Consider the following 25,367-nt stretch of genomic DNA (forward strand, 5'->3'; position numbering starts at 1 on the left):
GGCTAATTAATAATTAATGTTATCAAGTATATCAGTCATAGAGGCGTTATTCAATGAATTTTTGGAAAATTTAAAAAATATACACAATAAAATTACTGTTTAGCTAAATTATCTTTTTCTTCAATAGCTTTAAGCATTAATGAAGTCATTTTTTCTAAATCATAAGTTGGTGAGAAGTCCCACTCTTCTTTCGCGCAAGTTGAATCAATAGAATTTGGCCAGCTATCAGCAATTGCTTGTCTTTCTGGATCCACATCATAACCTAATTCGAAATCAGGCATATGTTTTTGGATAGCTGCTTTAATTGTTTCAGGATCAACGCTCATTGCGCTCACATTATATGCATTACGGTTAATTAATCGTGAACTATCCGCTTCCATCAATTTAATGATTGCATCAATAGCATCATCCATGAACATCATATCCATAAATGTACCTTTATCAATATAGCTATCGTATCTTCCTTCTCTGATAGCTTTGAAATAAATTTCCACTGCATAGTCTGTTGTACCGCCACCTGGTTCTTTAACGTAAGAGATTAACCCAGGAAATCTCATACTTCTAGTATCTACGCCAAATTTCGTGTAGTAATAGTCACATAATAATTCCCCAGCTACTTTGTTTACACCATACATTGAAGTTGGTCTTTGAATAGTAACTTGTGGAGTCATATCTTTAGGTGTATTTGGTCCAAACGCACCGATTGAACTTGGTGTGAAGAATTGCATATCGAATTCACGTGCTATTTCAAGTGCATTCACTAATCCACCCATATTTAAATTCCAAGCGAATAGTGGATTCTTTTCAGCAGTTGCTGAAAGTAATGCCGCCATATGCATTAAAGTATCTGCATTGAAATTTTTAACTAATTCATGAAATCTTTCTTGATCTGTAACATCTAAAATTTCAAATGGTCCATTATTAATTTCGCTGTCACTTTCTGGTTCTCTAATATCAGTCGCTAATACATTTTCATTACCATATTTATTTCTTAACTTTATAACTAATTCTGTCCCTATTTGTCCTAACGCCCCAGTGATTATTATCTTTTTCATTTTAAATCCTCCTGTATTGTTGAAATGTTCATTTGTACGCACAAGAAAGACAAAAACGCTTTCTTCAATGATATTTTACTATATTTTTATCGTTTTGTATACTTCAGAAGTACATTAGAAAGATAAATAAAGTTACCTAATACAAAAAACAATCGTATTGTAATACATAAGTTGAGAATAAAATGTTAGTTACGGTACGTTTCGTTACAAAAGTACAGAGTTTTGTTACTAACGGCTCCCTTAATTACAAAAGTACAGAGTTTTGTTACTAACAGCTCCCTTAATTACAAAACCCGCAAGTTTTGTTACTAACTATCGCCTCAATCGCTATAAATTAAAAGCGCATGGGACGTTTTCATTTGTCCCATGCGCTTGATGAAATATTAATTATAGTAATCCTAATTCTTTACCTATTTTTTCATAAATATCAATTGCTTGATCTAGTTGTTCTTTTGTATGAGCGGCTGTTGGCATGTTTCTTACACGGCCTGTACCTCTTGGAACTGTTGGGAATACGATTGCTTTCGCATACACACCTTCGTCCATTAATTTCTTACTAAATGTTTGAGCTTTTTTCTCTTCACCGATAATTACAGGTGTAATTGGTGTTTCTGAATGACCAATATCGAAGCCTTTTGCTTTTAAGCCTTCTTTTAAGTAATTAGCGTTATCCCATAATTTATCATGTAATTCTGTAGAAGCCATTAATTTTTTAACTGATTCTGTAATAGCTTTAGTATCCCCAGGTGCTAATGAAGTTGAGAATAAGAATGGTCTTGAAGCAACTTTTAACCAGTCGATTAAATCTTTAGTACCAGCTACATAACCACCTACAACACCAATTGCTTTTGATAGTGTTCCGATTTGGAAATCAATTTTGTCTTGAAGTCCGAAATGTTTAACTGTTCCTGCGCCTTTACCCATTACACCAGAACCATGCGCGTCATCAACATATGTGATTAAACCAAATTCTTCAGCAATTTCTACAATTTCAGGTAATTTTGCTACGTCTCCATCCATTGAGAATACGCCATCTGTAATGTACATAACTTTATTATATTGACCTGATTCAACCGCTTCTTTAGCTTTCGCTCTTAAATCATCCATATCTGAGTGATTAACACGAATAATTTTTGCTTTAGATAGACGACAACCATCAATAATTGAAGCATGGTTTAATTCATCAGATAAGATTGCATCATTTTTATTCATAACAGCTGAAATAGCAGCCATGTTACAGTTAAAGCCTGATTGGTATGCAATTGCACTTTCAGTACCTTTGAACTGAGCTAAAGTTTCTTCAAGTTCTCTGTGTAAGTCTAATGTACCGTTAATTGTACGTACTGCCCCCGCACCTACACCGTGAGAATCTATCGCATCTTTAGCAGCTTTCTTTAAATCTTCATCTGTTGCTAATCCAAGATAGTTATTTGAAGATAAGTTAATGTAATTTTTACCTCCAATTGTAATCTCAGCACCATTTGCACCTTCAACGACATCAATCTCGTTATATAGGCCATTGTCTTTTAATTCATTTAAATTTGTTTGTAAGAATGAATCTAATGTTTGTACCATTTAAACCTTCTCCTTTAGCACTTTTTCTCAATCATAACACATCAAAATCAAAGAATTAAGCGTTATCATCTTAAATTGAATTGTTTAAATTTTCTATAAATTTTGCTACAATTATCATATTATATTTTTAAAGAACTGAAAGAAGGTTTATTAATGGTTAATTGGAAAGAAGAAGTAGATAAAAAATTCGATCGACTTGTAGACATCAGAAGATATATGCATAAAAATCCTGAACTATCCTATCATGAGGAAAAAACTCATGATTTTATTTTATCTGAATTAAAGAAACTAGATAAATTAGAGATTAAAGCGCCAGTCGGGGAACGTGGTATTGTCGCTAAATTAAAAGGGAATGAACCTGGTCAAACGATCGCATTTCGCGCTGACTTTGATGCTTTACCTATTCAAGATGAAAAAGACGTACCTTATAAATCGACTGTTGATGGTGTAATGCATGCTTGTGGTCATGACGGTCATACCGCTACACTCTTAACATTCTGTGAAATACTGCATGAACATCAACATTTGCTTAAAGGGAATGTTGTTTTTATTTTTCAATATGCTGAAGAATTAAGTCCTGGTGGTGCTAGCCCAATGGTTGATGATGGTGCATTAGAAGGTGTGGATAAAGTTTATGGAAACCATTTTTGGAGTGGTCATGAAACATCTTCAATTAAGACACGTCCTAATGAAATGATGGCATCACCTGACTACTTTGAAGTGACCATTCAAGGTAAAGGTGGTCACGGTGCTAAACCTCATACATCAATCGATCCAATTGTAATCGTTGCTGAATACATTTCTAGCATCCAAAAAATCATTTCTCGAAACTTAGACCCAATAGATCGAGGTGTGATTACAGTTGGGAAAGTAGATGCGGGTACTGCATTTAATGTTATAAGTGATACGGCTACTTTAGCGGGTACTGTTAGAACGTTTAAACCAGAAGTTAAAGACACAATAGAAGCTGAGCTTGAACGTGTCCTAAAAGGAATTTGTTTAGCCAATAACGCGACTTATGACTTTGAATACCGTAGAGGCTATCCTACAGTCGTCAACCATGAAGAACAATATGAAGTGGTTAAAGAAGCTGCTGAGCGCTTAGATTTAACTTATGAAGACATCCCTCCTATGATGATAGGTGAAGATTTCTCATACTACTTACTTAATCGTCCAGGTTGTTTCTTCCTAACAGGTAGTGGTAATGAAGATAAAGGCTCAACTGCCCCTCATCATCACCCTATGTTTGATTTAGATGAGGAAGCAATGAAGACGACGACACAAATGTTTATTCAAGTACTTGAGATAGAAGGTGTTCTATAAGAATGAAAAATATTTTATTACAAAAAGTTGAAGACTATTATGATGAAATGATTGAAATCAGAAGATATTTACATATGAATCCAGAATTATCTTTTGAAGAAGTGAAGACACCTGCTTATATTGCACATTACTTAAGAGAGTTAGGCATTGACGTTCGTGAAGGCGTTGGAGGACGTGGTGTTGTAGGTACATTAAACAAAGATAAAGAAGGTCCTACATTAGCGATTAGAGCTGATTTTGATGCATTACCTATCCAAGATGAAAAGGAAGTACCTTACAAATCAACTGTTGATGGTGTCATGCACGCTTGTGGTCACGATGCCCATACGGCTGTATTATTAATGACTGCGAAAATTTTATCTGAACATAAAGATGAAATTAATGGTCGCGTTGTCTTTATTCACCAACATGCTGAAGAAGTCGATCCTGGTGGTGCTATTCAAATGATTGCTGATGGGTGTTTAACAGGCGTTGATGCGATTATCGGGCAACATGTATCTAGTCATTTAGATGTTGGTAAAATCGGCTATAAATACGGTACAACGACAGGTATTCCGGATGACTTCTGGATTACTTTGAAAGGTAGAGGTGGACATGCTGCTCATCCAGATCAATTAATTGATCCACTCGCTGCAGGTATACAATTATGTAACGATTTACAATACATTGTTTCACGTAAAACAAGTGCACTCTCTCCTGCCGTTTTATCCATTACAATGTTCAATGCTGGAGAAACGAATAATGTCATACCAGATACATGCAAAATTGGTGGAACGATTAGAACTTTCGACTCAGATACACAAAATAGTGTCATAGAAGGCTTTAAGAAAGTATTAGAAGGCATTGCGACTTCTACCGACGTTACTTACGACTTGAAATATAGTAAGGGGTATCCCCCTGTCATTAACACGGAACGTGAAACTGATCTTATATTAGAAGCGACTAAAGAAATTGATAGCGTTGAAGAACTCGTAGAATTAGAAGCAAGTTTAGGTGGAGAAGATTTTTCTTATTATCAACAGCGTGTTCCAGGTGCATTTTTCTATACAGGCACGAGGAACGAGCATTTCAAAGCTGACTTCCCTCATCACCATCCAAAGTTTGATATTGATGAGCAAGGCTTAATAAACGCTGTACGCATCTTCTTACTCACAACATTTAAGTTTATGGAAAGGAATGATATTCATGACATTAACGACTGAAGTTAATCAATACATGGATGAATTAATAGAAATTAGAAGACATTTACATCAGCATCCCGAACTTTCTTTTCAAGAAGAAAATACAAAGAAATACATAGCTGATTATCTTGAAAACCTTGGAATTGAAGTTAAAAGAGATGTCGGTGGTAATGGCTTATTAGGTTATATTAAAGGTGGACATGAAGGCCCAACGATTGCATTAAGAGCTGATTTTGATGCATTGCCTATTCAAGACGAGAAAGATGTACCTTATAAATCTAAAGTCGATGGTGTGATGCATGCTTGTGGTCATGATGCGCATACAGCAAGTTTACTTATCACTGCAAAAATACTTAAAAAGCACGAGCAAGATATTCATGGGAATGTCGTGTTAATCCATCAACATGCTGAAGAGTCACTTCCTGGTGGCGCTAAAGCGATGGTAGAAGCTGGTGCACTCGATGGTGTGGATTATGTCTTCGGAACACATACAGCAAGTCATATTGACGCAAATAAAGTTGGATTTTGTTCTGGACCAGCATATGCTGCAGCAGATTCATTTGAAATTGATATACAAGGACTAGGCGGACATGGTGCTATGCCTCAACTAGCTAAAGATCCAATCGTTGCTGCATCTTCATTGATTGTCCAAGCACAAAGTATCGTTTCAAGAACAGTAGATCCATTAGAATCGGCTGTCGTAACGTTCGGTACATTTAAAGGTGGTAATGCATTCAATGTTATCGCGGATAAGGTTCAATTATCAGGCACTATTAGAACGTATTTACCATACGTTAAAGATCAAATTAAAGAACGTTTGAACGGTATATTAAACGGTATCGAATCAAGTTATGGTGTTAAATGTCATTTGAAATATCACGATGGCTATCCACCAGTAGTAAATCATGAGAAAGAAACAGAATGGGCTAAAAAACTTGCATCCGAAATTGATTCAGTTGAAGAAGCTTTCGATTTCCCTCCTTCTTTAGGTGGCGAAGATGTTGGTTATTTCTTACAACATGTTCCAGGAACATATTTCTTTACTGGTGTAGGTAACGAAGCACTTAAAGCGACTTATCCGCATCACCATCCAAAATTCGATTTAGATGAACAAGCATTACAAAATAGCGTCAAATTATTCTTATCTATTATTGAACATAGTGATGAATTAGAAAAATAAGCAATAAAAAAACCGAGACAACTTAATGTCTCGGCTTTTATTTTGTTTAATCAAGTTTGTTCAATATCGAATTAAGCTTCGATGATTGTAACAACGCCTGATCCAACTGTACGTCCACCTTCACGGATTGAGAAACGAGTACCGTCTTCAATAGCGATTGGTGAAATTAATTCAACGTCCATTTCAACGTTGTCGCCAGGCATAACCATTTCAGTACCTTCTGGTAAGTTAACTACACCAGTTACGTCAGTAGTACGGAAATAGAATTGTGGGCGGTAGTTTGTGAAGAATGGAGTATGACGTCCACCTTCGTCTTTAGATAATACATAAACTTCAGCTTTGAATTTAGTGTGAGGTGTGATTGAACCTGGTTTAGCTAATACTTGACCACGGTTAACGTCTTCACGAGCAACACCACGTAATAATGCACCGATGTTATCTCCAGCTTCAGCGAAGTCTAATAATTTACGGAACATTTCAACACCAGTTACAGTTGTTTTAGAAGATTCTTCAGTTAAACCGATGATTTCAACTTCTTCACCAACAGTGATTTGACCACGTTCAACACGGCCTGTAGCAACAGTACCACGACCAGTGATTGAGAATACGTCCTCAACTGGCATCATGAATGGTTTGTCAGAGTCACGTTCTGGAGTTGGAATGAATGTATCAACAGCTTCCATTAATTCCATGATTTTGTCTTCGTAAGCTTCGTCGCCTTCTAATGCTTTTAATGCTGAACCAGCAATTACAGGAACGTCGTCGCCTGGGAAGTCATATTCAGATAATAAGTCACGAACTTCCATTTCAACTAATTCTAATAATTCTTCATCGTCAACCATGTCAACTTTGTTTAAGAATACTACTAATGCAGGAACACCTACGTTACGTGATAAAAGAATGTGCTCACGAGTTTGAGGCATTGGACCGTCAGCAGCAGATACTACTAAGATACCGCCGTCCATTTGAGCAGCACCAGTGATCATGTTTTTAACATAGTCAGCGTGTCCTGGGCAGTCAACGTGCGCATAGTGACGTTTTTCAGTTTCATATTCGATGTGTGAAGTATTGATTGTAATACCACGTTCTTTTTCTTCTGGAGCGTTATCGATTTGGTCGTAAGAACGAGCTTCTCCGTCACCAGAACGTTTTGCTAATACAGTTGCGATAGCAGCTGTTAAAGTAGTTTTACCATGGTCAACGTGACCGATAGTACCAATATTGGCATGTGTTTTTGAGCGATCAAATTTTTCTTTAGCCATTATGAAATCTCTCCTATTCATATTAAAAATTATTTTTTATTTAAGCCTCATGATGGTTACTCACCATCATGAGGATAACCTATAGTTAATTTATAAATCATTTTGATGAAAAAATCAATTTATTAAAGCGAATGTATTATTCACCTTTGTTTTTCTTGATAATTTCTTCAGAAATTGATTTAGGAACTTCTTCGTAGTGGTCAAATACCATAGTATAAGTACCACGACCTTGAGTGTTAGAACGTAAGTTTGTAGCGTAACCGAACATTTCTGAAAGTGGAACAAATGCACGAACAACTTGAGCGTTACCGCGTGCTTCCATACCTTCAACACGTCCACGACGACTTGTTACGTCACCCATGATGTCTCCCATGTATTCTTCAGGCATAACGATTTCAACTTTCATCATTGGCTCTAAGATTACAGGGTTACATTTTTTAGCTGCTTCTTTAAGTGCTAATGACGCAGCAACTTTGAAGGCCATTTCAGATGAATCGACATCATGATATGAACCATCATATAGTTTAGCTTTAACGTCAACTAATGGATATCCAGCTAATACACCGTTTTCCATAGCATCTTTAAGACCAGCTTCAACTGATGGAATGTATTCACGAGGAACTACACCACCGACGATAGCATTTTCGAATTCGAAGCCGCCACCTTGTTCGTTAGGTGTGAATTCAATATGAACATCACCATATTGTCCACGTCCACCTGATTGACGAGAGAATTTACCTTGAACTTGTGCAGATTCTTTGAACGTTTCACGGTAAGATACCATTGGAGCACCAACAGTACATTCTACTTTGAATTCACGTTTCATACGGTCTACTAAGATATCAAGATGTAATTCACCCATACCACCGATGATAACTTGTCCAGTTTCATGGTCAGTGTGTGCATGGAATGTTGGATCTTCTTCTTGTAATTTAACTAATGCGTTAGTCATTTTATCTTGGTCAGCTTTAGATTTAGGCTCAACAGATAAGTGAATAACAGGTTCTGGGAATTCCATTGATTCTAAGATAATGTTATCTTTTTCATCACATAAAGTATCACCAGTACCAGTATCTTTAAGACCAACAGCACCTGCAATGTCACCAGAATATACAGTAGAAATCTCTTCACGAGAGTTAGCGTGCATTTGTAGGATACGACCTACACGTTCACGTTTACCTTTAGTAGAGTTTCTTACGTATGAACCAGATTCCATTGTACCTGAATAAACACGGAAGAATGTTAATTTACCTACGAATGGGTCAGTCATTACTTTAAACGCTAATGCAGCGAATGGCGCTGAGTCATCAGGTTTAGCAATTACTTCTTCATCTTCGTTATCAGCTCTATGTCCGATAATAGGTTTAACATCTAATGGTGATGGTAAGTAGTCAATAACAGCGTCCAACATTAATTGAACACCTTTGTTTTTGAATGCTGTACCACATAATACTGGGTAGAATTCAACGTCACAAGTAGCTTGACGGATAGCCGCTTTAAGCTCATCAACTGTGATTTCTTCTCCACCTAAGTATTTTTCCATTAATTCGTCATTTGATTCAGAAACAGCTTCAATTAAAGCTTCACGAGCTTCTTCAGCTTGTTGTTTGTGAGATTCTGGGATCTCAACTTCGTCAATTTCAGTACCTAAGTCATTAGTGTATTGGAAACATTTCATTTCTACTAAGTCAATAATAGCGTTGAAATCGTCTTCCGCACCAATTGGTAACTGAATTGGGTGAGCATTTGCTTGTAAACGCTCATGTAGTGTACCAACTGAATATTCAAAGTTAGCACCCATTTTGTCCATTTTATTAATGAATACAATACGAGGTACTCCGTAAGTTGTAGCTTGACGCCAAACTGTTTCAGTTTGAGGTTCAACACCTGATTGCGCATCAAGAACAGTTACAGCACCATCAAGTACACGTAATGAACGTTCAACTTCAACTGTGAAGTCTACGTGTCCTGGTGTATCGATGATGTTTACACGGTGACCATCCCATTGTGCAGTAGTCGCAGCAGAAGTGATTGTAATACCACGCTCTTGCTCTTGTTCCATCCAGTCCATTTGTGAAGCACCTTCATGTGTTTCACCAATTTTATGGATACGGCCTGTGTAATAAAGAATACGTTCAGTAGTAGTAGTTTTACCAGCATCGATGTGAGCCATGATACCGATATTACGAGTGTTTTTCAAAGAAAAATCTCTTGCCATAGTATTCTTACTCCTTCCAAAACATTGGATATTTGGTTGTTGTTTATATAGATACTTTGATACCCTAAGTGTTTAAAAAACTATAGATGACCTATAAATAAGCCTCTTTATAATTTTAACGCTTAGGGTTCTAAGTTCTATCTTACCAACGGTAATGAGCAAACGCTTTGTTAGCTTCTGCCATTTTGTGAGTGTCTTCACGTTTCTTAACAGCACCACCAGTGTTATTGGCAGCATCTAAGATTTCATTAGCTAAACGCTCTTCCATAGTTTTTTCACCACGAAGACGCGCGTAGTTAACTAACCAACGTAAACCTAAAGTAGTACGACGTTCTGGACGTACTTCTACAGGTACTTGATAGTTTGAACCACCTACACGGCGAGCTTTAACTTCAAGTACAGGCATGATGTTGTTGATAGCTTCATCGAATACTTCCATAGCATCTTTACCTGAACGTTCTTGAACAAGTTCGAATGCAGAATAAAGAATTCTTTGAGCAGTACCACGTTTACCATCAAGCATGATTTTGTTGATTAATTTTGTTACTAATTTAGAGTTGTGAATTGGATCTGGTAAAACATCTCTTTTTGCAACTGGACCTTTACGAGGCATAATCGTAATCCTCCTTCCTCATTATAAAGTTTAATTGATTTATCGTCATTTAAAAAACTGTTATTTACAGAAATTTAATGTCAAATTATTTTTTAGCAGCTTTAGGTTTTTTAGCACCATAAAGTGAACGGCTTTGCATACGACCGTCAACACCAGAAGTGTCTAAAGCACCACGTACGATATGGTAACGCACACCAGGTAAGTCTTTTACACGTCCACCACGAATAAGTACAACACTGTGTTCTTGTAAGTTGTGACCAATACCAGGGATATACGCGTTTACTTCGATGTTGTTTGATAAACGAACACGAGCATATTTACGTAAAGCTGAGTTAGGTTTTTTAGGTGTCATAGTTCCTACACGAGTACATACACCACGTTTTTGAGGAGAGTATACAGTAGTCATTTTTTTCTTCATGCTATTGTAACCTCTGTTTAATGCTGGTGCAGTTGATTTTTGTGTTTTGCTAGTACGAGGTTTACGTACTAATTGGTTAATAGTAGGCATCTTTAATGTCCTCCTCTCTTCATTTCTTAATTCCACACATCCAGGTGGTTCATTTTAAGTCAAATAAAAATAGTAAGCACAGCTTACACATTTATTTAAGCAATGCAACAACTGTCGCATTAACTTCTATTCCATAGCGTGATCCAAGTTCTTGTCGACTAGGACTATAACTTATCGGAACGCCTGTCTCAAATGCTATCGATAACACTTTCGACAAAATATGAATATTGACATCTTGAGCAATGATTACTTGACGTACATCATGCTTCAATAATGCTTTAGTGGTCTGTTTTAAACCAATGACATAACTGTCTTGATTTAAGCTTAAGGCTTTTTCATTAGACATTTCATATCCTCCAAAGCGTCTGCTTTCATCAACCTTAACAATAATAACATTGCACAGTTATAAAGTCAATCATTTTTAAAGTGTTTTTATAATAAAATACAAGCTGTTCTAGGAACCTAGAACAGCCCATATATATTAGTCAGTCACAACTTGTTCTTCAGGTACTACTTCTTTTTCAACTTTTTCAAAGTCAACACCAGTATATCTTCTCATACCTGTTCCGGCAGGGATCAATTTACCGATGATAACATTTTCTTTAAGTCCAAGTAAGTCATCACGCTTACCTTTAATAGCAGCATCTGTAAGTACTCTTGTTGTTTCTTGGAATGAAGCAGCTGATAAGAAACTTTCAGTCTCAAGAGATGCTTTCGTAATACCAAGTAATACAGGTTTAGCAGTTGCTGGACGTTTACGCGTCGCAAATACTTCTCTGTTTGCATCAGTGAATGTATGAATATCAACTAATGCACCTGGTAATAGTTTAGTATCTCCTGCTTCAATAATTCTTACTTTACGAAGCATTTGTCTAACCATAACTTCAACGTGTTTATCTGAAATTTCAACACCTTGCATACGGTAAACTTTTTGTACTTCTTTTAGTAAGTAACTTTGAGTTGCATTTAAGCCTGCAACAGCTAGTAATCCTTTAGGTTCAATTGAACCTTCAGTCATAACTTCACCACGTTCTACGTATTGACCTTCTTCAACTTTAAGTCGAGCAGTACCTGGTGCGTTATAAGTACGGATTTCATTTTCGCCTTTAACTTTAATTTCTTGTTGACGATCTTTAACGATCGTAATTTCAGTTACTTCACCATTAATTTCAGAAATAACAGCTTGTCCTTTAGGATTACGTGCTTCAAATAGCTCTTGAATACGAGGTAAACCTTGAGTGATATCGGCACCTGCTACACCACCTGTATGGAATGTACGCATTGTAAGCTGAGTACCTGGTTCACCGATTGATTGTGCAGCAATTGTACCAACTGCTTCACCAACTTCAACTTGTTCACCAGTTGCTAAGTTCTTACCATAACATTTTTCACATACACCGTGACGAGTGTTACATGTAAATGCAGAGCGAATATGCATTTCAGTAATACCTGCGTCAACTATTTGTTTAGCAATATCTGCAGTTATTAATTCATTAACTTTAATAATTACTTCATCTGTTTCAGGATGACGTAATGTTTCTTTAGAGTAACGACCTTCAATACGTTCAATGAATGGTTCGATTAACTCTGATCCTTCTCTAATATCTGAAACAAGTAAACCACGGTCAGTTCCACAGTCTTCTTCTCTAACGATAACATCTTGTGCTACGTCAACTAGACGACGTGTTAAGTAACCTGAATCGGCAGTTTTCAGTGCTGTATCGGCAAGACCTTTACGCGCACCGTGAGTAGAGATGAAGTATTCAAGTACTGTTAAACCTTCACGGAATGAAGATTTAATAGGTAACTCGATAATTCGACCAGATGGGTTAGCCATCAAACCACGCATACCAGCTAATTGAGTGAAGTTTGATGCGTTACCACGGGCACCAGAGTCACTCATCATGAAGATTGGGTTTAAGCTGTCTAATGACATCATTAATTTAGCTTGAATATCATCTTTAGCTTTTGTCCAAATTTCAATTACAGCAGCATAACGTTCGCTTTCAGTAATTAAACCACGGCTAAACTGTTTCTGTACTTTATCTACTTTGACTTCTGCTTCTCCAATAATTTCTTGTTTATCAGGAAGTACCACAATGTCAGAAACCCCAACTGTAATACCAGCTTTAGATGAGTATTTAAATCCTAAATCTTTCATCTTATCAAGCATTACTGATGTATCTGTAATGTGGAATTTATTAAAGATTTCCGCAATGATTTGACCTAAGAATTTCTTGTTAAATGGTTTAACAAGTTCAACATCTTGTAAGTACTCGATTAATCCACCTTCTGGAATATCAGTAGGTGATACAAAGTATTTGTCAGGTGTTGATTTTTCTAAATTGAAATTCGTTGGTTCATTAATATACGGGAATGAATCCGGCATAATTTCATTGAATATCACTTTACCAACAGATGTGATAAGTAATTTATTGTTTTGTTCTTCTGTAAATGTTGGGTTCTTTAATGATCTTGCATGAACAGCTATACGTGAGTGTAAATGAACATAACCATTTACATACGCTTTAATAACTTCATCTGTTTCACTAAAGATTTCACCAGCTCCTGTAGCCCCTTTACGTTCAAGTGTTAAGTAATAGTTACCTAATACCATATCTTGAGAAGGTGTTACGACTGGTTTACCATCTTTAGGGTTCAAGATGTTTTGCGCTGCAAGCATTAACATACGTGCTTCTGCTTGTGCTTCTTTTGATAATGGAACATGGACAGCCATTTGGTCACCATCAAAGTCAGCGTTATAAGCAGTTGTTACAAGTGGATGAAGTCTGATTGCACGACCTTCAACTAGTGTAGGTTCAAATGCTTGAATACCTAAACGGTGAAGTGTTGGTGCACGGTTTAATAGTACTGGATGTTCTTTAATAACATCTTCTAGTACATCCCAAACTTCTTCTTCCATTCTTTCTATTTTACCTTTTGCATTCTTGATGTTTGTAGCAATTTCACGTTCAACAAGTTCTTTCATAATGAAAGGTTTGAACAATTCTAATGCCATTTCTTTCGGTAAACCACATTGATACATTTTAAGGTTTGGTCCAACTACGATAACTGAACGACCTGAATAGTCAACACGTTTACCAAGTAAGTTTTGACGGAAACGACCTTGTTTACCTTTTAACATATGTGACAATGATTTTAATGGACGGTTACCTGGTCCAGTTACTGGACGACCACGACGACCATTATCAATTAAAGCATCTACAGCTTCTTGTAACATACGTTTTTCATTTTGAACGATAATACCAGGTGCACCTAAGTCTAATAAACGTTTCAAACGATTATTACGGTTGATAACACGACGGTATAAATCATTTAAATCACTTGTTGCGAAACGTCCACCATCTAATTGAACCATTGGACGAATTTCAGGTGGAATAATTGGTAATACATCTAAGATCATCCAAGATGGATCATTACCTGAGTGACGGAATGATTCAACAACTTCTAGACGTTTAATTGCTCTTGTCAATCTTTGTCCTGTTGCTGATTCTAATTCTTCACGTAATTCTTTTAATTCTTTATCTAAGTCGATATCGCTTAATAAGTCACGGATTGCTTCTGCACCCATTTTTGCTGTGAATTTACCTGGATATTTATCATAATACTCACGGAATTCACCTTCAGTTAATAATTGTTTCTTCTCTAATCCAGTTGGACCTGGATCAATTACAGTGTAAGAAGCAAAGTATATAACCTCTTCAAGTGAACGTGGTGACATATCAAGTAAAAGTCCCATACGACTTGGGATACCTTTGAAGTACCAAATGTGTGAAACTGGAGCTGCTAATTCAATGTGCCCCATTCTTTCACGACGCACTTTTGATTTAGTAACCTCTACACCACAACGGTCACAGACCATGCCTTTGTAGCGTACTCTTTTATATTTACCACAACTACATTCCCAGTCCTTAGTTGGACCAAAAATTTTCTCACAGAATAAACCATCTCTTTCAGGTTTTAACGTACGGTAGTTAATTGTTTCTGGTTTTTTCACTTCACCAAATGACCAAGAACGAATCTTTTCAGGTGAAGCAAGTCCTATTTTCATGTAATGGAAATTATTTACATCAATCAAGGAGCCTACCTCCTTCAATTTAAATTAGTTGTGCCGGTTGATTGATAATGTATAACAAATGAAAAGCGCAAATGTTTAATCAAATGCGCTTTATTAACTTTTAGTCAGTTACTTGTTGTCCTTCTATTGATGCATCTTGTGAAACACCTAAATCAACTTTCTTGTCCATCATATCTTCATCTTCTAAATCACGCATTTCGATTTCGTTATCGTGTTCGTCCATAACTTTAACGTCTAGACCTAAACTTTGTAACTCTTTCATTAATACGCGGAATGATTCAGGAACACCTGGTTTAGGGATGTTTTCTCCTTTTACGATAGATTCGTAAGTTTTAACACGACCTACTGTGTCATCAGATTTATAAGTTAAAATCTCTTGTAAAGTATATGCTGCACCGTAAGCTTCAAGTGCCCATACTTCCATCTCACCGAAACGTTGTCCACCAAATTGAGCTTTACCGCCAAGTGGTTGTTGTGTAACAAGTGAGTATGGTCCAGTAGAACGCGCATGTAATTTATCGTCTACCATGTGTGCAAGTTTAAGCATGTACATTACACCTACAGATACACGGTTATCAAACGGTTCACCAGTACGACCATCGTATAGTACAGTTTTACCATCACGAGCCATACCTGCTTCTTCAATAGTTGACCAAACATCATCATCGTTTGCACCATCAAATACTGGTGAAGCAACATGAATACCTAAATTCTTAGCTGCCATTCCAAGATGAAGTTCTAATACTTGTCCGATATTCATACGAGAAGGTACACCTAATGGGTTTAACATGATGTCAATTGGTGTTCCATCTGGTAAGTAAGGCATATCTTCTTCAGGTAAGATACGTGAGATAACACCTTTGTTACCGTGACGACCACACATTTTATCTCCGACATGTATTTTACGTTTTTGAACGATGTATACACGTACTAATTGGTTTACACCTGGAGATAGTGAGTCATCGCCTTCTTCTCTGTTAAATACTTTAACATCTAATACAATACCACCTGCACCATGAGGTACACGTAATGATGTATCACGAACTTCACGAGCTTTTTCACCAAAGATTGCATGTAATAATCTTTCTTCAGCTGTTAATTCAGTTACACCTTTAGGCGTTACTTTACCAACTAGGATATCTCCGTCTTTAACTTCAGCACCAACATAAACGATACCACGATCATCTAAGTTCTTAAGCGCATTGTCAGAAACGTTAGGAATATCACGTGTGATTTCTTCAGGTCCTAATTTAGTGTCACGAGCTTCTGATTCATATTCTTCAACGTGAATTGAAGTATAAACATCATCTTTAACAAGACGTTCACTCATGATTACAGCATCCTCATAGTTATAACCGTCCCAAGTCATGAAACCAACGACTACGTTACGTCCAAGTGCCATTTCACCAAGTTCCATTGAAGGACCATCAGCTAAAATTTCACCTTTAGAAACAATGTCTCCGCTCGCAATGATTGGACGTTGGTTGTAACAAGTACCTGAGTTACTACGTTTGAATTTAGATAATGGGTAACGATCTAATTCTGTTTCGATCTCTTTACCGTTCTCTTCAACAATACGTCTAACAAGGATTTCTTTTGCTTCTACGTGCTCAACTCTACCTTTATACTTAGCAACTACTGCTGCACCTGAATCACGTGCAGTTACGTGTTCCATACCAGTACCAACAAATGGTGCTTCTGGGTTCATTAAAGGTACCGCTTGACGTTGCATGTTCGCACCCATAAGCGCACGGTTAGAGTCATCGTTTTCTAAGAACGGAATACATGCTGTCGCTGCAGAAACAACTTGTTTAGGAGATACATCCATGTAGTCCATACGTTCTTTAGGTTTCGTAGTGTTGTCCCCACGGAAACGACAAAGTACTTCGTCATCTACGAATTTACCTGTTTCATCAAGTACAGAGTTTGCTTGCGCAACTACATAGCTGTCTTCTTCATCAGCTGTTAAGTAGTCAATTCTGTCAGTAACTTGGTTTGTTTCGATGTTTACCTTACGATAAGGTGTTTCAATGAAACCAAATTCATTAACTCTTGCATAACTTGATAATGAGTTGATTAAACCAATGTTTGGTCCCTCAGGCGTTTCAATTGGACACATACGACCATAGTGAGAGTAGTGAACGTCACGTACTTCCATACCAGCACGTTCACGAGTTAAACCACCCGGTCCTAATGCTGATAGACGACGTTTATGCGTCAACTCTGCTAATGGGTTTGCTTGGTCCATGAATTGAGATAATTGAGAGCTACCAAAGAATTCTTTAATAGATGCAATTACTGGACGAATATTAATTAATTGTTGAGGTGTGATTGAATCAGTGTCTTGAATTGACATACGTTCACGTACAACACGTTCCATACGTGATAAACCAATTCTGAATTGGTTCTGTAGTAATTCTCCTACTGAACGTAGACGACGATTACCTAAATGGTCGATGTCATCTGTGTAACCTACACCATGTAACAAGTTGAAGAAATATGATAGTGAAGAAATAATATCTGCTGGTGTAATACATTTCACTGCTTCATCAGGGAATGCATTACCAATCACTGTTGTCGTACGTTTTTCTTCATCACCAGGAATATAAATTTTAACTGTTTGAACTTCTACTGGCTCATCTAATACACCACTATTAAGTTCATAAACATGAATATTAGCGTTTGATTCTAAAACATCGATGATTTTATCTAAATTACGACGGTCTAAAACAGTACCTTCTTCAGCCGCAATTTCACCTGTTTCAACGTCAACGATAGGCTCAGCTAAAGTTTGGTTGAATAAACGATGTTTAAGATGTAATTTTTTATTCATTTTGTAACGACCTACTGCCGCTAAATCATAACGTTTTGGGTCAAAGAAACGTGAATATAATAGACTTTTAGCGTTCTCTACTGTTGGTGGTTCTCCCGGACGTAAACGCTCATAAATTTCAAGCAATGCTTGGTCTGTTGTTTCAGTATTATCTTTGTCTAATGCATTTCTTAAATACTCATTGTCGCCAAGTAAATCAATGATTTCTTGATCTGATGAGAATCCTAAAGCACGGATTAATACTGTAATTGGTAATTTACGTGTTCTGTCTATTCTTACGTAAGGAACATCTTTAGCATCTGTTTCATACTCTAACCATGCACCACGGTTAGGAATTACAGTAGTTCCAAAACTCACTTTACCGTTTTTATCAACTTTTTCGTTGAAGTAAACGGATGGTGAACGTACAAGTTGAGATACAATAACACGTTCTGCACCGTTAATTACAAAAGTACCAGTGTCAGTCATTAATGGGAAATCACCCATGAATACTTCTTGATCTTTCACTTCGCCTGTTTCTTTGTTAATTAAACGGACTTTAACGCGTAATGGTGCTGCATATGTTGCATCACGGTTTTTAGATTCTTCTAAATCATACTTTGGTTCACCTAGACGGTAATCTACGAACTCTAAAGAAAGGTTACCTGTAAAATCATCAATTGGAGAAATGTCGCGGAACATTTCTAGTAAACCTTCTTTTAGAAACCATTCATATGATTTCGTTTGAATCTCTATTAAGTTAGGTAGTTCTAAAATCTCGGAAATTCTCGCATAACTTCTACGAACACGATGTCTTCCATACTGGATAAGTTGACCTGTCAACAGATTCACCCCTCAAATATTGTGAATATAACTTTGCGCCTTACAAAATAAATATAATAAGACAAAAAGAAAACGGAAAGTCAATGATTCCATTTTCTATTTCGTACGACTTATTCCTAACATTCAATTAAGGGCGACGCAAAAGTACACACTTATTGAATATAATTTTTAACATTCTATTACTATATCAGAACAAAACACCAAAATCAAGCTTTTACACTTTTTAAAATGTAATAACCCTTGCTTTTTTCGATTATTTCTGCATTACCAAAAACATCTTGCATTTTTTTCTTTGCAGAAGGCATACCTTGCTTCTTCTGAATTACAACTAATAGCTGTCCACCACTCGATAATACTTCGATGCTTTGCTCAAGAATTTTATGAACAATTTCCTTCCCTGCTCTAATTGGAGGGTTTGTTAATACAAAATCAAATTCTAAATCTAATACATCATCTAAACAGTTACTTACTTTCAACTGAGCATTTTGAATGTTGTTAGATCGTTGATTATCTTTTGCCAAATCCAATGCACGTTCATTAACATCTACCATTGTCACTTCACTATGCGGAAGTACTTTCGCACACATTAAACCTATTGGACCATAACCACAACCCACATCCAATATTTTCTTTTTAGGACCAGGGGGATTTGCATTTAAGAAAGTTGTTACGAGTAAATCAGACCCAAAGTCTATTTTCCCTTTTGAGAAAACACCATGATCTGTCTGAAGAGAGAGTTTGTTATCGCGATAAAAATAATCGAAACTTTCTCGTTCCGACTTCACGTTTGGATCGTTATCAAAATAATGACTCATTACGCCACCTCTTTATTGATTAAATGAGTAAATAAAAACCCGTTATCATGATAATAACGGGTTTTTTGATTTAATACAGAGATTATTTTAATTCTACAGATGCGCCAACTTCTTCTAATTTTTCTTTTAAAGCTTCAGCGTCTTCTTTAGATAAACCTTCTTTAACAACTTTAGGAGCGTTGTCTACGATTTCTTTAGCTTCTTTTAAGCCTAAGCCAGTTGCTTCTTTAACCGCTTTAACAACTTTAATTTTTGAATCTCCAGCTGAAGTTAATTCAACGTCGAATTCAGTTTTTTCAGCTGCTGCGTCTCCACCAGCTGCGCCAGCTGCTGCTACAGGAGCTGCTGCTGTTACACCAAATTCTTCTTCGATAGCTTTTACTAAGTCATTTAATTCTAATACTGACATTTCTTTAATTGCTTCAATAATTTTTTCATTAGACATGATATATATCCTCCATTAAATAGTTTTATTTGTTGCTGAATTATTCAGCACTTTCTTCTTTTTGTTCTCCAACAGCTTTAACTGCATAAGCAAAGTTACGAACTGGAGCTTGTAATACAGATAGTAACATTGATACAAGACCGTCTTTTGATGGTAATGAACCGATAGTGTTAACTTCTTCTGCAGATACAACTTGTCCTTCAATAACACCTGCTTTGATTTCTAACGCTTCGTTTTCTTTAGCGAAGTCAGCAAGAATTTTAGCTGGTTCAACAACTTCTTCGTTTGAAAAAGCAATTGCGTTAGGACCAGTTAATGTTTCTTCTAAACCTTCGATACCAGCAGCTTCAGCAGCACGACGAACTAAAGTGTTTTTGTAAACTTTATATTCGATACCTGCTTCACGTAATTGTTTACGTAATTCAGTAACTTGCGCAACTGTTAAACCACGGTAGTCAACAATAATTGTTGAAACAGAATTTTTAAGTTGTTCAGTAATTAAATCAACTTTTTGTTGTTTAGCTTCAACGATTTTTGAATTAGACATCTCTACACCTCCATATTAATTGTCCGTGCTTTTATGATGAGGTTTCTCAACAAAAAAGCACTTTTTACCCACGGCAAAAAGTGCTTGAATTTTATACGTTCAAGTCAATTTAAGCCTCGGTAGGATCGCTTTTTAAGTTCAAAATTGAACTCCTACTGTCTTAGGTTAAATATTACACATCCAAAACTATAACGCGTTTTGGAGTTGAAGTCAATATTTTTATATTATAATTTAAAGCTTGAAGTATCAACTTTGATACCAGGACCCATTGTTGTTGTAACAGCAACAGATTTGAAATAAGTACCTTTAGATGATGCTGGTTTAGCTTTAGTTAATGTATCTTGAATTGTTTTGAAGTTATCAACTAATTGTTGCTCGTCAAATGATACTTTACCAATAGATGCATGAACAATACCAGATTTTTCAGCACGGTATTCTACTTTACCTGCTTTAATTTCTTCTACTGCTTTTTTGATATCCATTGTTACTGTACCAGTTTTAGGGTTTGGCATTAAACCTTTAGGTCCTAATACACGACCAAGTTTACCAACTTCACCCATCATGTCAGGTGTTGCAACGATTACATCAAAGTCGAACCAACCTTGGTTGATTTTGTTAATGTATTCTTCACCTACATAATCTGCTCCAGCTTCTTCTGCTTCTTTGATTTTATCGCCTTTAGCGAATACTAATACACGTTGTGTTTTACCAGTACCGTGTGGTAATACTACAGCACCACGGATTTGTTGGTCATTCTTACGTGTATCAATGCCTAAACGAAATGCAACTTCTACAGATGCATCAAAGTTAACAGTACTTGTTTCTTTTGCTAATTTAATCGCTTCTTCAACAGCGTATGTTGCAGTACGATCGATTTTAGCAACTGCTTCTTGATACTTTTTACCTTTTTTAGCCATTTTGTTTTCCTCCTTTAGTGGTTTTAGCGGAATGTTACCTCCCACGTGCATTATCATAAAGACAATGCAATAGCAGACAGCGAAATAGCCGCCTGCTTAAACTTTAAAACTCAATTATTCTACGACAATACCCATGCTGCGTGCAGTACCTTCAACGATACGCATAGCTGCTTCTTCAGATGCCGCGTTTAAGTCAGGCATTTTAGTGTTAGCAATTTCACGTACTTGGTCTTGAGTTACTGTAGCAACTTTAGTTTTGTTAGGTTCACCAGAACCTTTTTCTACTTTAGCTGCTTTTTTAAGTAATACTGCTGCAGGTGGTGTCTTAGTGATGAAAGTAAATGAACGATCTTCAAATACTGTAATTTCAACTGGAATGATTAAACCTGCTTGCTCTTGTGTACGAGCGTTGAATTCTTTACAGAATCCCATAATATTCACACCGGCTTGACCTAATGCAGGACCAACTGGTGGTGCTGGGTTTGCTTTACCTGCAGGAATTTGCAATTTAACAACTTTAACTACTTTTTTAGCCACGATGTGCACCTCCTTGATATCGTGATGTGGTCATGGGGTAATGATATTTTACCCTCCCACTCTTCATTTCGTGACGAAATGGTTGCGCATAGTCCGAGCGCGACCTTTAAATAATAACATTGAAATTATGAAATTTCAAGTGTTTTTTTACAACTTTTCAATTTGATCGAATTCAACTTCGACTGGTGTTTCTCTGCCGAACATATCAACAAGTACTGTTAATTTGTACTTCTCAACATCGATTTCTTTGATTTCACCAACTTGGTTACTAAATGGTCCACTTGTTACGCGAACTTGTTCACCTAATTCAACTTCTACGTCGACAGTTTTTTCTACCATACCCATTTGTTTAAGGATGAATTTCGCTTCCTCAGGTAATAATGGATTTGGTTTAGATCCTGCACCTGCAGAACCAACGAAGCCTGTAACACCAGGTGTATTTCTTACGACATACCATGATTCATCAGTCATAATTAACTCAACTAATACATATCCAGGGAAAGTCTTCTTGATTTGTGTCTTCGCTTTACCATCTTTAATAGATGTTTCTTCCTCTTCAGGAATCACAACTCTAAAAATTTGTTCTTGCATGTTCATTGTATCAACACGCTTTTCTAGGTTTGTTTTGACTTTATTTTCATAACCTGAATAAGTGTGCACTGCATACCATCGTTTAGCGCCTATCTCTTCTGACATTTTGCCACTCCTTACTATCTAATCAAATTAATTAATTCTGTAATTCCTAAATCTAATGCATAGAAAAAGATTAAGAAAAAGATTACTGTACACACTACTATTGTTGTATATTTAACAAGTTCTTTGCCAGTTGGCCAACTTGTTTTCTGCATTTCTGATTTTACGCCTTGAAAGAAGTTTTCTTTTTTAGCCATTGATTTTCCTCCTTTTAGATGGATTCTTTATGCAATGTATGCGTATTACAAGTTTTACAAAACTTTTTTAGCTCTAATCGTTGATCTGTATCTTTTTTAGGGACTGTATAATTCCTAGCTCCGCATTTCTCGCAATTTAAAGGGACTTTTCTCATCTTATCACCTAATTCATTCTAATCCTAGATTAATATACAAAACAAAACACCTAATTGTCAAACAAAGCTGAAGTAATTTCAGCCTTGTTCAGTTTCTTTTTTAATCTGTATTGTGCGTTATATATATGTTTCACTGGTACATCTAGTTCATTTGATATTTCTTTTTTTGTTTTTCCTTGTGCCGTTAATTTTAGGATGTCTGTTTCTATAGGTGATAGTTTATTTGAATCCATCAAATAGGATAGTGAACACTCAGTTAACATTTCATTTTCAAAATCCTGCCCATGACCATCTCTAAGACACTCTATTAAATTAATCGAATCACTTTTTGTTTCATCAATACTCAATGAATCTTTTAATATTTGATACTTAGTACTTTTAACTTTTCTTATATAATCAATTTTAGCATTTTTAATAATGACATTCACACAATGTATAAAGGACTCCTGCTTGTCACAATCAAATGTGAGTGCTTGCTTATACAATTTATATCTTATAATTTGTGCGATGTCCTCTTTATCATTATAAGGTAGTCTCAATGTGCCTACCCGCTTCTGAATGTCACTTTCAAAAACATTTAATAATTGATTAAACGCTTCTTTGTCACCGTTTTGAATATCAGCAATCCATTTTAACAACTGATTATCAGTATTCATGTCATTCATCATGCTCATCCCTTGTTGTTGTTTTGAGCATATTTTACAGAGCGACTTCCTTATAAATCAAACTTCAAAAAATCATTTTTATCGATTATTTCTTCTCCATTTTTCAAATTGCTGTAATACTTCATCTGGCAAGTTCAATCTATTCCTAGGCGTCTTAGTTTTAATTTCTGATAGATGCTTTGTAACTACAGATTCTTGATTTGCAATTGTTGACCACATTTCTCTTGATGAGATTCTATACGCACCTGAACCAAAAATAGCATGTTGTTCACTCATATCACTTGTGACTACTGTAATATGCGTAATATGCTTTCGATATAATTCATACGTTAGTCTTTCGATATAACTATCTGCTGTTTCTTTTCCTTTCGTATAAACAACTTTCACACCGTGCTTAAATTCTACTGATTCAGTACCTTCTACACCATATGCATCAAAAACAACAATCATTTCACCATCATGCTGGGTATTATAATTGATAAGTGTGATTAACAATTTATCTCTCGCTTCTTCTAAAGAAACTTGAGCAATGGAAGACAATTCGCTTGATTGTCCTATTAAGTTATAGCCATCAATAATTAAATAGATATCTTTCATTATGATTGTCCTATTGGATGCCTTTTTCTATAAACTTCATACATAAGCAGACTTGCTGCAACAGAAGCATTTAAGCTATTAACGTGTCCAACCATTGGTAATTTAATATAAAAATCACACTTATCTTTCACTAATCGACTCATACCTTCGCCTTCACTGCCTATAACGATAACAAGTGGCATTCCAGCATCCATTTGTCTATAATCAGTCGCATTCTTTGCATCTGTACCTGCGACCCAATATCCTACTTCTTGAAGTCTTTCAATTGTTTGCGGTAAATTCGTCACGCGAATAACTGGAACATGTTGAATGGCACCTGTTGAAGCTTTTGCTACTGTTGCATTTAACTGCACAGATCTTCTCTTCGGAATAATAATGCCATCAATACCTATTGCATCAGCTGTTCTCATAATAGAACCTAAATTATGCGGATCTTCTAAACCATCTAACATCAATAAGCAAGGTACATGGTCAATATCTTTAGTTTCTGAAATGAAATCTTCTAATTCTTTATATGGATATGGTGCAATTTGAGCAGCGATACCTTGATGTGGAACATCAGTTAAATAATCAATTTTTGATTTAGGTACAGTTTGGACGACTATTTTTTCAGATTTTGCAATTTTTAAAATTTCACCAATTTGTTTCTTATTGATACCTTCTTGAATCAATATTTTATTAATCGTATGTCCTGAAGTTATCGCTTCTTTGACTGCATGCCTACCAACTATAATCGATTCATCCATTGGCTCCCACCCTTTCTTCTGTTATTTCAATCATTTTATTAACGAGTTCTTCCAAGCGTTCTGTTTCATCTATTAAGAATAAATAACCGATGACCGCTTCGATTGCTGAACTTTTTCTATACGTTTGTATATCTGTATTCTTCGCTTTCGTATAACTTTTTGCGTTACGACCTCGTTGTATAATTTCTAATTCTTCTTCTGTAAAAAATTCATTTTCCATCAAAATATTAAGTGCATAAGCTTGTCCCTTTGCAGAAACATATTGTTTAGACAATTGATGTAATCGATTAGGTTTCCCTTTTATTTTAAGGATAATATGCTTTCTGACATACGTATCTAATATCGAATCACCCATGTAAGCTAAGGATAACGGATTTAACATTT

The 25,367-nt window shown here is 36.1% G+C and carries 24 protein-coding genes and 1 other annotated feature; of the genes, 3 read left to right on the top strand and 21 right to left on the bottom strand.

All coding sequences use genetic code 11. The annotated features are described in order from the left end of the window. Positions 1–92: 92 nt before the first annotated feature. On the bottom strand, positions 93–1,055 hold the full coding sequence (locus tag LQ673_RS10395; RefSeq protein ID WP_037589928.1) for an L-threonine 3-dehydrogenase: 963 nt from the start codon (positions 1,053–1,055) through the stop codon (positions 93–95). Positions 1,056–1,442: 387 nt separating this feature from the next. Then, positions 1,443–2,630: a glycine C-acetyltransferase gene (locus LQ673_RS10400; protein ID WP_191836249.1), complete on the bottom strand. Its 1,188-nt coding sequence runs from the start codon at positions 2,628–2,630 to the stop codon at positions 1,443–1,445. Between the two features lie 153 nt (positions 2,631–2,783). Here LQ673_RS10400 and LQ673_RS10405 point away from each other — a divergent pair, with 153 nt between their 5' ends. The 3 genes from LQ673_RS10405 to LQ673_RS10415 are packed head-to-tail and all read left to right on the top strand — an operon-like array spanning position 2,784 to position 6,314. Then, a complete protein-coding gene (locus LQ673_RS10405) occupies positions 2,784–3,953 on the top strand; it encodes an amidohydrolase (protein WP_159316108.1) in 1,170 nt (389 codons plus the stop codon). 2 nt (positions 3,954–3,955) lie between these two features. Next, a complete protein-coding gene (locus LQ673_RS10410; protein WP_025904871.1) occupies positions 3,956–5,155 on the top strand; it encodes an amidohydrolase in 1,200 nt (399 codons plus the stop codon). Then, a complete protein-coding gene (locus LQ673_RS10415; RefSeq protein WP_037589926.1) occupies positions 5,139–6,314 on the top strand; it encodes a M20 metallopeptidase family protein in 1,176 nt (391 codons plus the stop codon). The genes LQ673_RS10410 and LQ673_RS10415 overlap by 17 nt, the downstream gene beginning before the upstream one ends. A 71-nt stretch (positions 6,315–6,385) precedes the next feature. Here the strand turns inward: LQ673_RS10415 and tuf are convergent, their stop codons facing one another. The 19 genes from tuf to LQ673_RS10510 form a co-directional block, all read right to left on the bottom strand. Beyond that, positions 6,386–7,576, bottom strand: a complete 1,191-nt coding sequence (tuf, locus tag LQ673_RS10420) for an elongation factor Tu (RefSeq protein ID WP_037589925.1) — start codon at positions 7,574–7,576, stop codon at positions 6,386–6,388. A 136-nt stretch (positions 7,577–7,712) separates the two neighbouring features. Continuing rightward, positions 7,713–9,794 (bottom strand): elongation factor G, encoded by a 2,082-nt coding sequence (gene fusA, locus LQ673_RS10425; RefSeq protein ID WP_126476317.1) that lies wholly within the window; start codon positions 9,792–9,794, stop codon positions 7,713–7,715. A 142-nt stretch (positions 9,795–9,936) separates the two neighbouring features. Continuing rightward, a complete protein-coding gene (rpsG, locus tag LQ673_RS10430; RefSeq protein ID WP_025904867.1) occupies positions 9,937–10,407 on the bottom strand; it encodes a 30S ribosomal protein S7 in 471 nt (156 codons plus the stop codon). An 85-nt stretch (positions 10,408–10,492) separates the two neighbouring features. Then, positions 10,493–10,915 carry a 30S ribosomal protein S12 gene (gene rpsL, locus LQ673_RS10435; protein ID WP_037589923.1) on the bottom strand — a complete coding sequence of 141 codons (423 nt, stop codon included), beginning with the start codon at positions 10,913–10,915 and terminating at the stop codon, positions 10,493–10,495. Positions 10,916–11,006: 91 nt separating this feature from the next. Continuing rightward, a complete protein-coding gene (locus LQ673_RS10440; RefSeq protein ID WP_025904865.1) occupies positions 11,007–11,261 on the bottom strand; it encodes a ribosomal L7Ae/L30e/S12e/Gadd45 family protein in 255 nt (84 codons plus the stop codon). A 135-nt stretch (positions 11,262–11,396) separates the two neighbouring features. Next, positions 11,397–15,014, bottom strand: coding sequence for a DNA-directed RNA polymerase subunit beta' (gene rpoC / locus LQ673_RS10445; protein WP_037589922.1), 3,618 nt, complete (start codon positions 15,012–15,014; stop codon positions 11,397–11,399). 100 nt (positions 15,015–15,114) lie between these two features. Further along, complete coding sequence (rpoB, locus tag LQ673_RS10450) at positions 15,115–18,669, bottom strand: DNA-directed RNA polymerase subunit beta (RefSeq protein ID WP_037589920.1); 3,555 nt, start codon at positions 18,667–18,669, stop codon at positions 15,115–15,117. Positions 18,670–18,875: 206 nt separating this feature from the next. Then, the gene (locus LQ673_RS10455; protein WP_126476318.1) at positions 18,876–19,484 is read right to left on the bottom strand and encodes a class I SAM-dependent methyltransferase; all 609 of its coding nucleotides are present in this window, start codon (positions 19,482–19,484) and stop codon (positions 18,876–18,878) included. An 82-nt stretch (positions 19,485–19,566) separates the two neighbouring features. After that, complete coding sequence (gene rplL, locus LQ673_RS10460; protein ID WP_153653597.1) at positions 19,567–19,929, bottom strand: 50S ribosomal protein L7/L12; 363 nt, start codon at positions 19,927–19,929, stop codon at positions 19,567–19,569. 40 nt (positions 19,930–19,969) lie between these two features. Next, positions 19,970–20,476, bottom strand: a complete 507-nt coding sequence (gene rplJ / locus LQ673_RS10465; RefSeq protein WP_025904860.1) for a 50S ribosomal protein L10 — start codon at positions 20,474–20,476, stop codon at positions 19,970–19,972. Between the two features lie 42 nt (positions 20,477–20,518). Next, positions 20,519–20,659 (bottom strand) — a sequence feature (ribosomal protein L10 leader region). A gap of 41 nt (positions 20,660–20,700) precedes the next feature. Then, positions 20,701–21,393, bottom strand: a complete 693-nt coding sequence (gene rplA, locus LQ673_RS10470) for a 50S ribosomal protein L1 (RefSeq protein ID WP_037589918.1) — start codon at positions 21,391–21,393, stop codon at positions 20,701–20,703. A gap of 114 nt (positions 21,394–21,507) precedes the next feature. After that, the gene (gene rplK, locus LQ673_RS10475; RefSeq protein ID WP_025904858.1) at positions 21,508–21,930 is read right to left on the bottom strand and encodes a 50S ribosomal protein L11; all 423 of its coding nucleotides are present in this window, start codon (positions 21,928–21,930) and stop codon (positions 21,508–21,510) included. 147 nt (positions 21,931–22,077) lie between these two features. Then, a complete protein-coding gene (gene nusG / locus LQ673_RS10480) occupies positions 22,078–22,626 on the bottom strand; it encodes a transcription termination/antitermination protein NusG (protein ID WP_025904857.1) in 549 nt (182 codons plus the stop codon). 14 nt (positions 22,627–22,640) lie between these two features. Continuing rightward, on the bottom strand, positions 22,641–22,820 hold the full coding sequence (gene secE / locus LQ673_RS10485; RefSeq protein WP_025904856.1) for a preprotein translocase subunit SecE: 180 nt from the start codon (positions 22,818–22,820) through the stop codon (positions 22,641–22,643). A gap of 14 nt (positions 22,821–22,834) precedes the next feature. Then, a complete protein-coding gene (gene rpmG / locus LQ673_RS10490; protein ID WP_075577615.1) occupies positions 22,835–22,975 on the bottom strand; it encodes a 50S ribosomal protein L33 in 141 nt (46 codons plus the stop codon). Between the two features lie 50 nt (positions 22,976–23,025). After that, positions 23,026–23,640, bottom strand: a complete 615-nt coding sequence (locus LQ673_RS10495) for a sigma-70 family RNA polymerase sigma factor (RefSeq protein WP_037589917.1) — start codon at positions 23,638–23,640, stop codon at positions 23,026–23,028. Between the two features lie 78 nt (positions 23,641–23,718). Beyond that, positions 23,719–24,237, bottom strand: coding sequence for an NYN domain-containing protein (locus LQ673_RS10500; protein WP_037589915.1), 519 nt, complete (start codon positions 24,235–24,237; stop codon positions 23,719–23,721). Next, positions 24,237–24,983: a 23S rRNA (guanosine(2251)-2'-O)-methyltransferase RlmB gene (gene rlmB / locus LQ673_RS10505; RefSeq protein ID WP_025904853.1), complete on the bottom strand. Its 747-nt coding sequence runs from the start codon at positions 24,981–24,983 to the stop codon at positions 24,237–24,239. Before rlmB ends, LQ673_RS10500 begins: the two co-directional genes overlap by 1 nt. After that, positions 24,976–25,365, bottom strand: coding sequence for a Mini-ribonuclease 3 (locus LQ673_RS10510; RefSeq protein WP_037589958.1), 390 nt, complete (start codon positions 25,363–25,365; stop codon positions 24,976–24,978). The genes rlmB and LQ673_RS10510 overlap by 8 nt, the downstream gene beginning before the upstream one ends. Positions 25,366–25,367 lie beyond the last annotated feature (2 nt).

It is taken from the genome of Mammaliicoccus sp. O-M54, from assembly GCF_022386035.1.
GTDB classification, from domain to species: Bacteria; Bacillota; Bacilli; order Staphylococcales; family Staphylococcaceae; genus Mammaliicoccus; species Mammaliicoccus sciuri_A.

Excerpts from the sequence above, each read along its gene's own strand:
- rpmG (WP_075577615.1), bottom strand. The coding sequence starts at position 22,975 with ATGAGAAAAGTCCCTTTAAATTGCGAGAAATGCGGAGCTAGGAATTAT.
- LQ673_RS10500 (WP_037589915.1), bottom strand. The coding sequence starts at position 24,237 with ATGAAAGATATCTATTTAATTATTGATGGCTATAACTTAATAGGACAA.
- nusG (WP_025904857.1), bottom strand. The coding sequence starts at position 22,626 with ATGTCAGAAGAGATAGGCGCTAAACGATGGTATGCAGTGCACACTTAT.
- tuf (WP_037589925.1), bottom strand. The coding sequence starts at position 7,576 with ATGGCTAAAGAAAAATTTGATCGCTCAAAAACACATGCCAATATTGGT.
- rpsG (WP_025904867.1), bottom strand. The coding sequence starts at position 10,407 with ATGCCTCGTAAAGGTCCAGTTGCAAAAAGAGATGTTTTACCAGATCCA.
- rlmB (WP_025904853.1), bottom strand. The coding sequence starts at position 24,983 with ATGGATGAATCGATTATAGTTGGTAGGCATGCAGTCAAAGAAGCGATA.
- LQ673_RS10415 (WP_037589926.1), top strand. The coding sequence starts at position 5,139 with ATGACATTAACGACTGAAGTTAATCAATACATGGATGAATTAATAGAA.
- LQ673_RS10440 (WP_025904865.1), bottom strand. The coding sequence starts at position 11,261 with ATGTCTAATGAAAAAGCCTTAAGCTTAAATCAAGACAGTTATGTCATT.
- LQ673_RS10410 (WP_025904871.1), top strand. The coding sequence starts at position 3,956 with ATGAAAAATATTTTATTACAAAAAGTTGAAGACTATTATGATGAAATG.
- rpsL (WP_037589923.1), bottom strand. The coding sequence starts at position 10,915 with ATGCCTACTATTAACCAATTAGTACGTAAACCTCGTACTAGCAAAACA.
- LQ673_RS10405 (WP_159316108.1), top strand. The coding sequence starts at position 2,784 with ATGGTTAATTGGAAAGAAGAAGTAGATAAAAAATTCGATCGACTTGTA.
- LQ673_RS10400 (WP_191836249.1), bottom strand. The coding sequence starts at position 2,630 with ATGGTACAAACATTAGATTCATTCTTACAAACAAATTTAAATGAATTA.
- LQ673_RS10395 (WP_037589928.1), bottom strand. The coding sequence starts at position 1,055 with ATGAAAAAGATAATAATCACTGGGGCGTTAGGACAAATAGGGACAGAA.
- fusA (WP_126476317.1), bottom strand. The coding sequence starts at position 9,794 with ATGGCAAGAGATTTTTCTTTGAAAAACACTCGTAATATCGGTATCATG.
- rplL (WP_153653597.1), bottom strand. The coding sequence starts at position 19,929 with ATGTCTAATGAAAAAATTATTGAAGCAATTAAAGAAATGTCAGTATTA.
- secE (WP_025904856.1), bottom strand. The coding sequence starts at position 22,820 with ATGGCTAAAAAAGAAAACTTCTTTCAAGGCGTAAAATCAGAAATGCAG.
- LQ673_RS10510 (WP_037589958.1), bottom strand. The coding sequence starts at position 25,365 with ATGTTAAATCCGTTATCCTTAGCTTACATGGGTGATTCGATATTAGAT.
- LQ673_RS10495 (WP_037589917.1), bottom strand. The coding sequence starts at position 23,640 with ATGAATGACATGAATACTGATAATCAGTTGTTAAAATGGATTGCTGAT.
- LQ673_RS10455 (WP_126476318.1), bottom strand. The coding sequence starts at position 19,484 with ATGAGTCATTATTTTGATAACGATCCAAACGTGAAGTCGGAACGAGAA.
- rplA (WP_037589918.1), bottom strand. The coding sequence starts at position 21,393 with ATGGCTAAAAAAGGTAAAAAGTATCAAGAAGCAGTTGCTAAAATCGAT.
- rplJ (WP_025904860.1), bottom strand. The coding sequence starts at position 20,476 with ATGTCTAATTCAAAAATCGTTGAAGCTAAACAACAAAAAGTTGATTTA.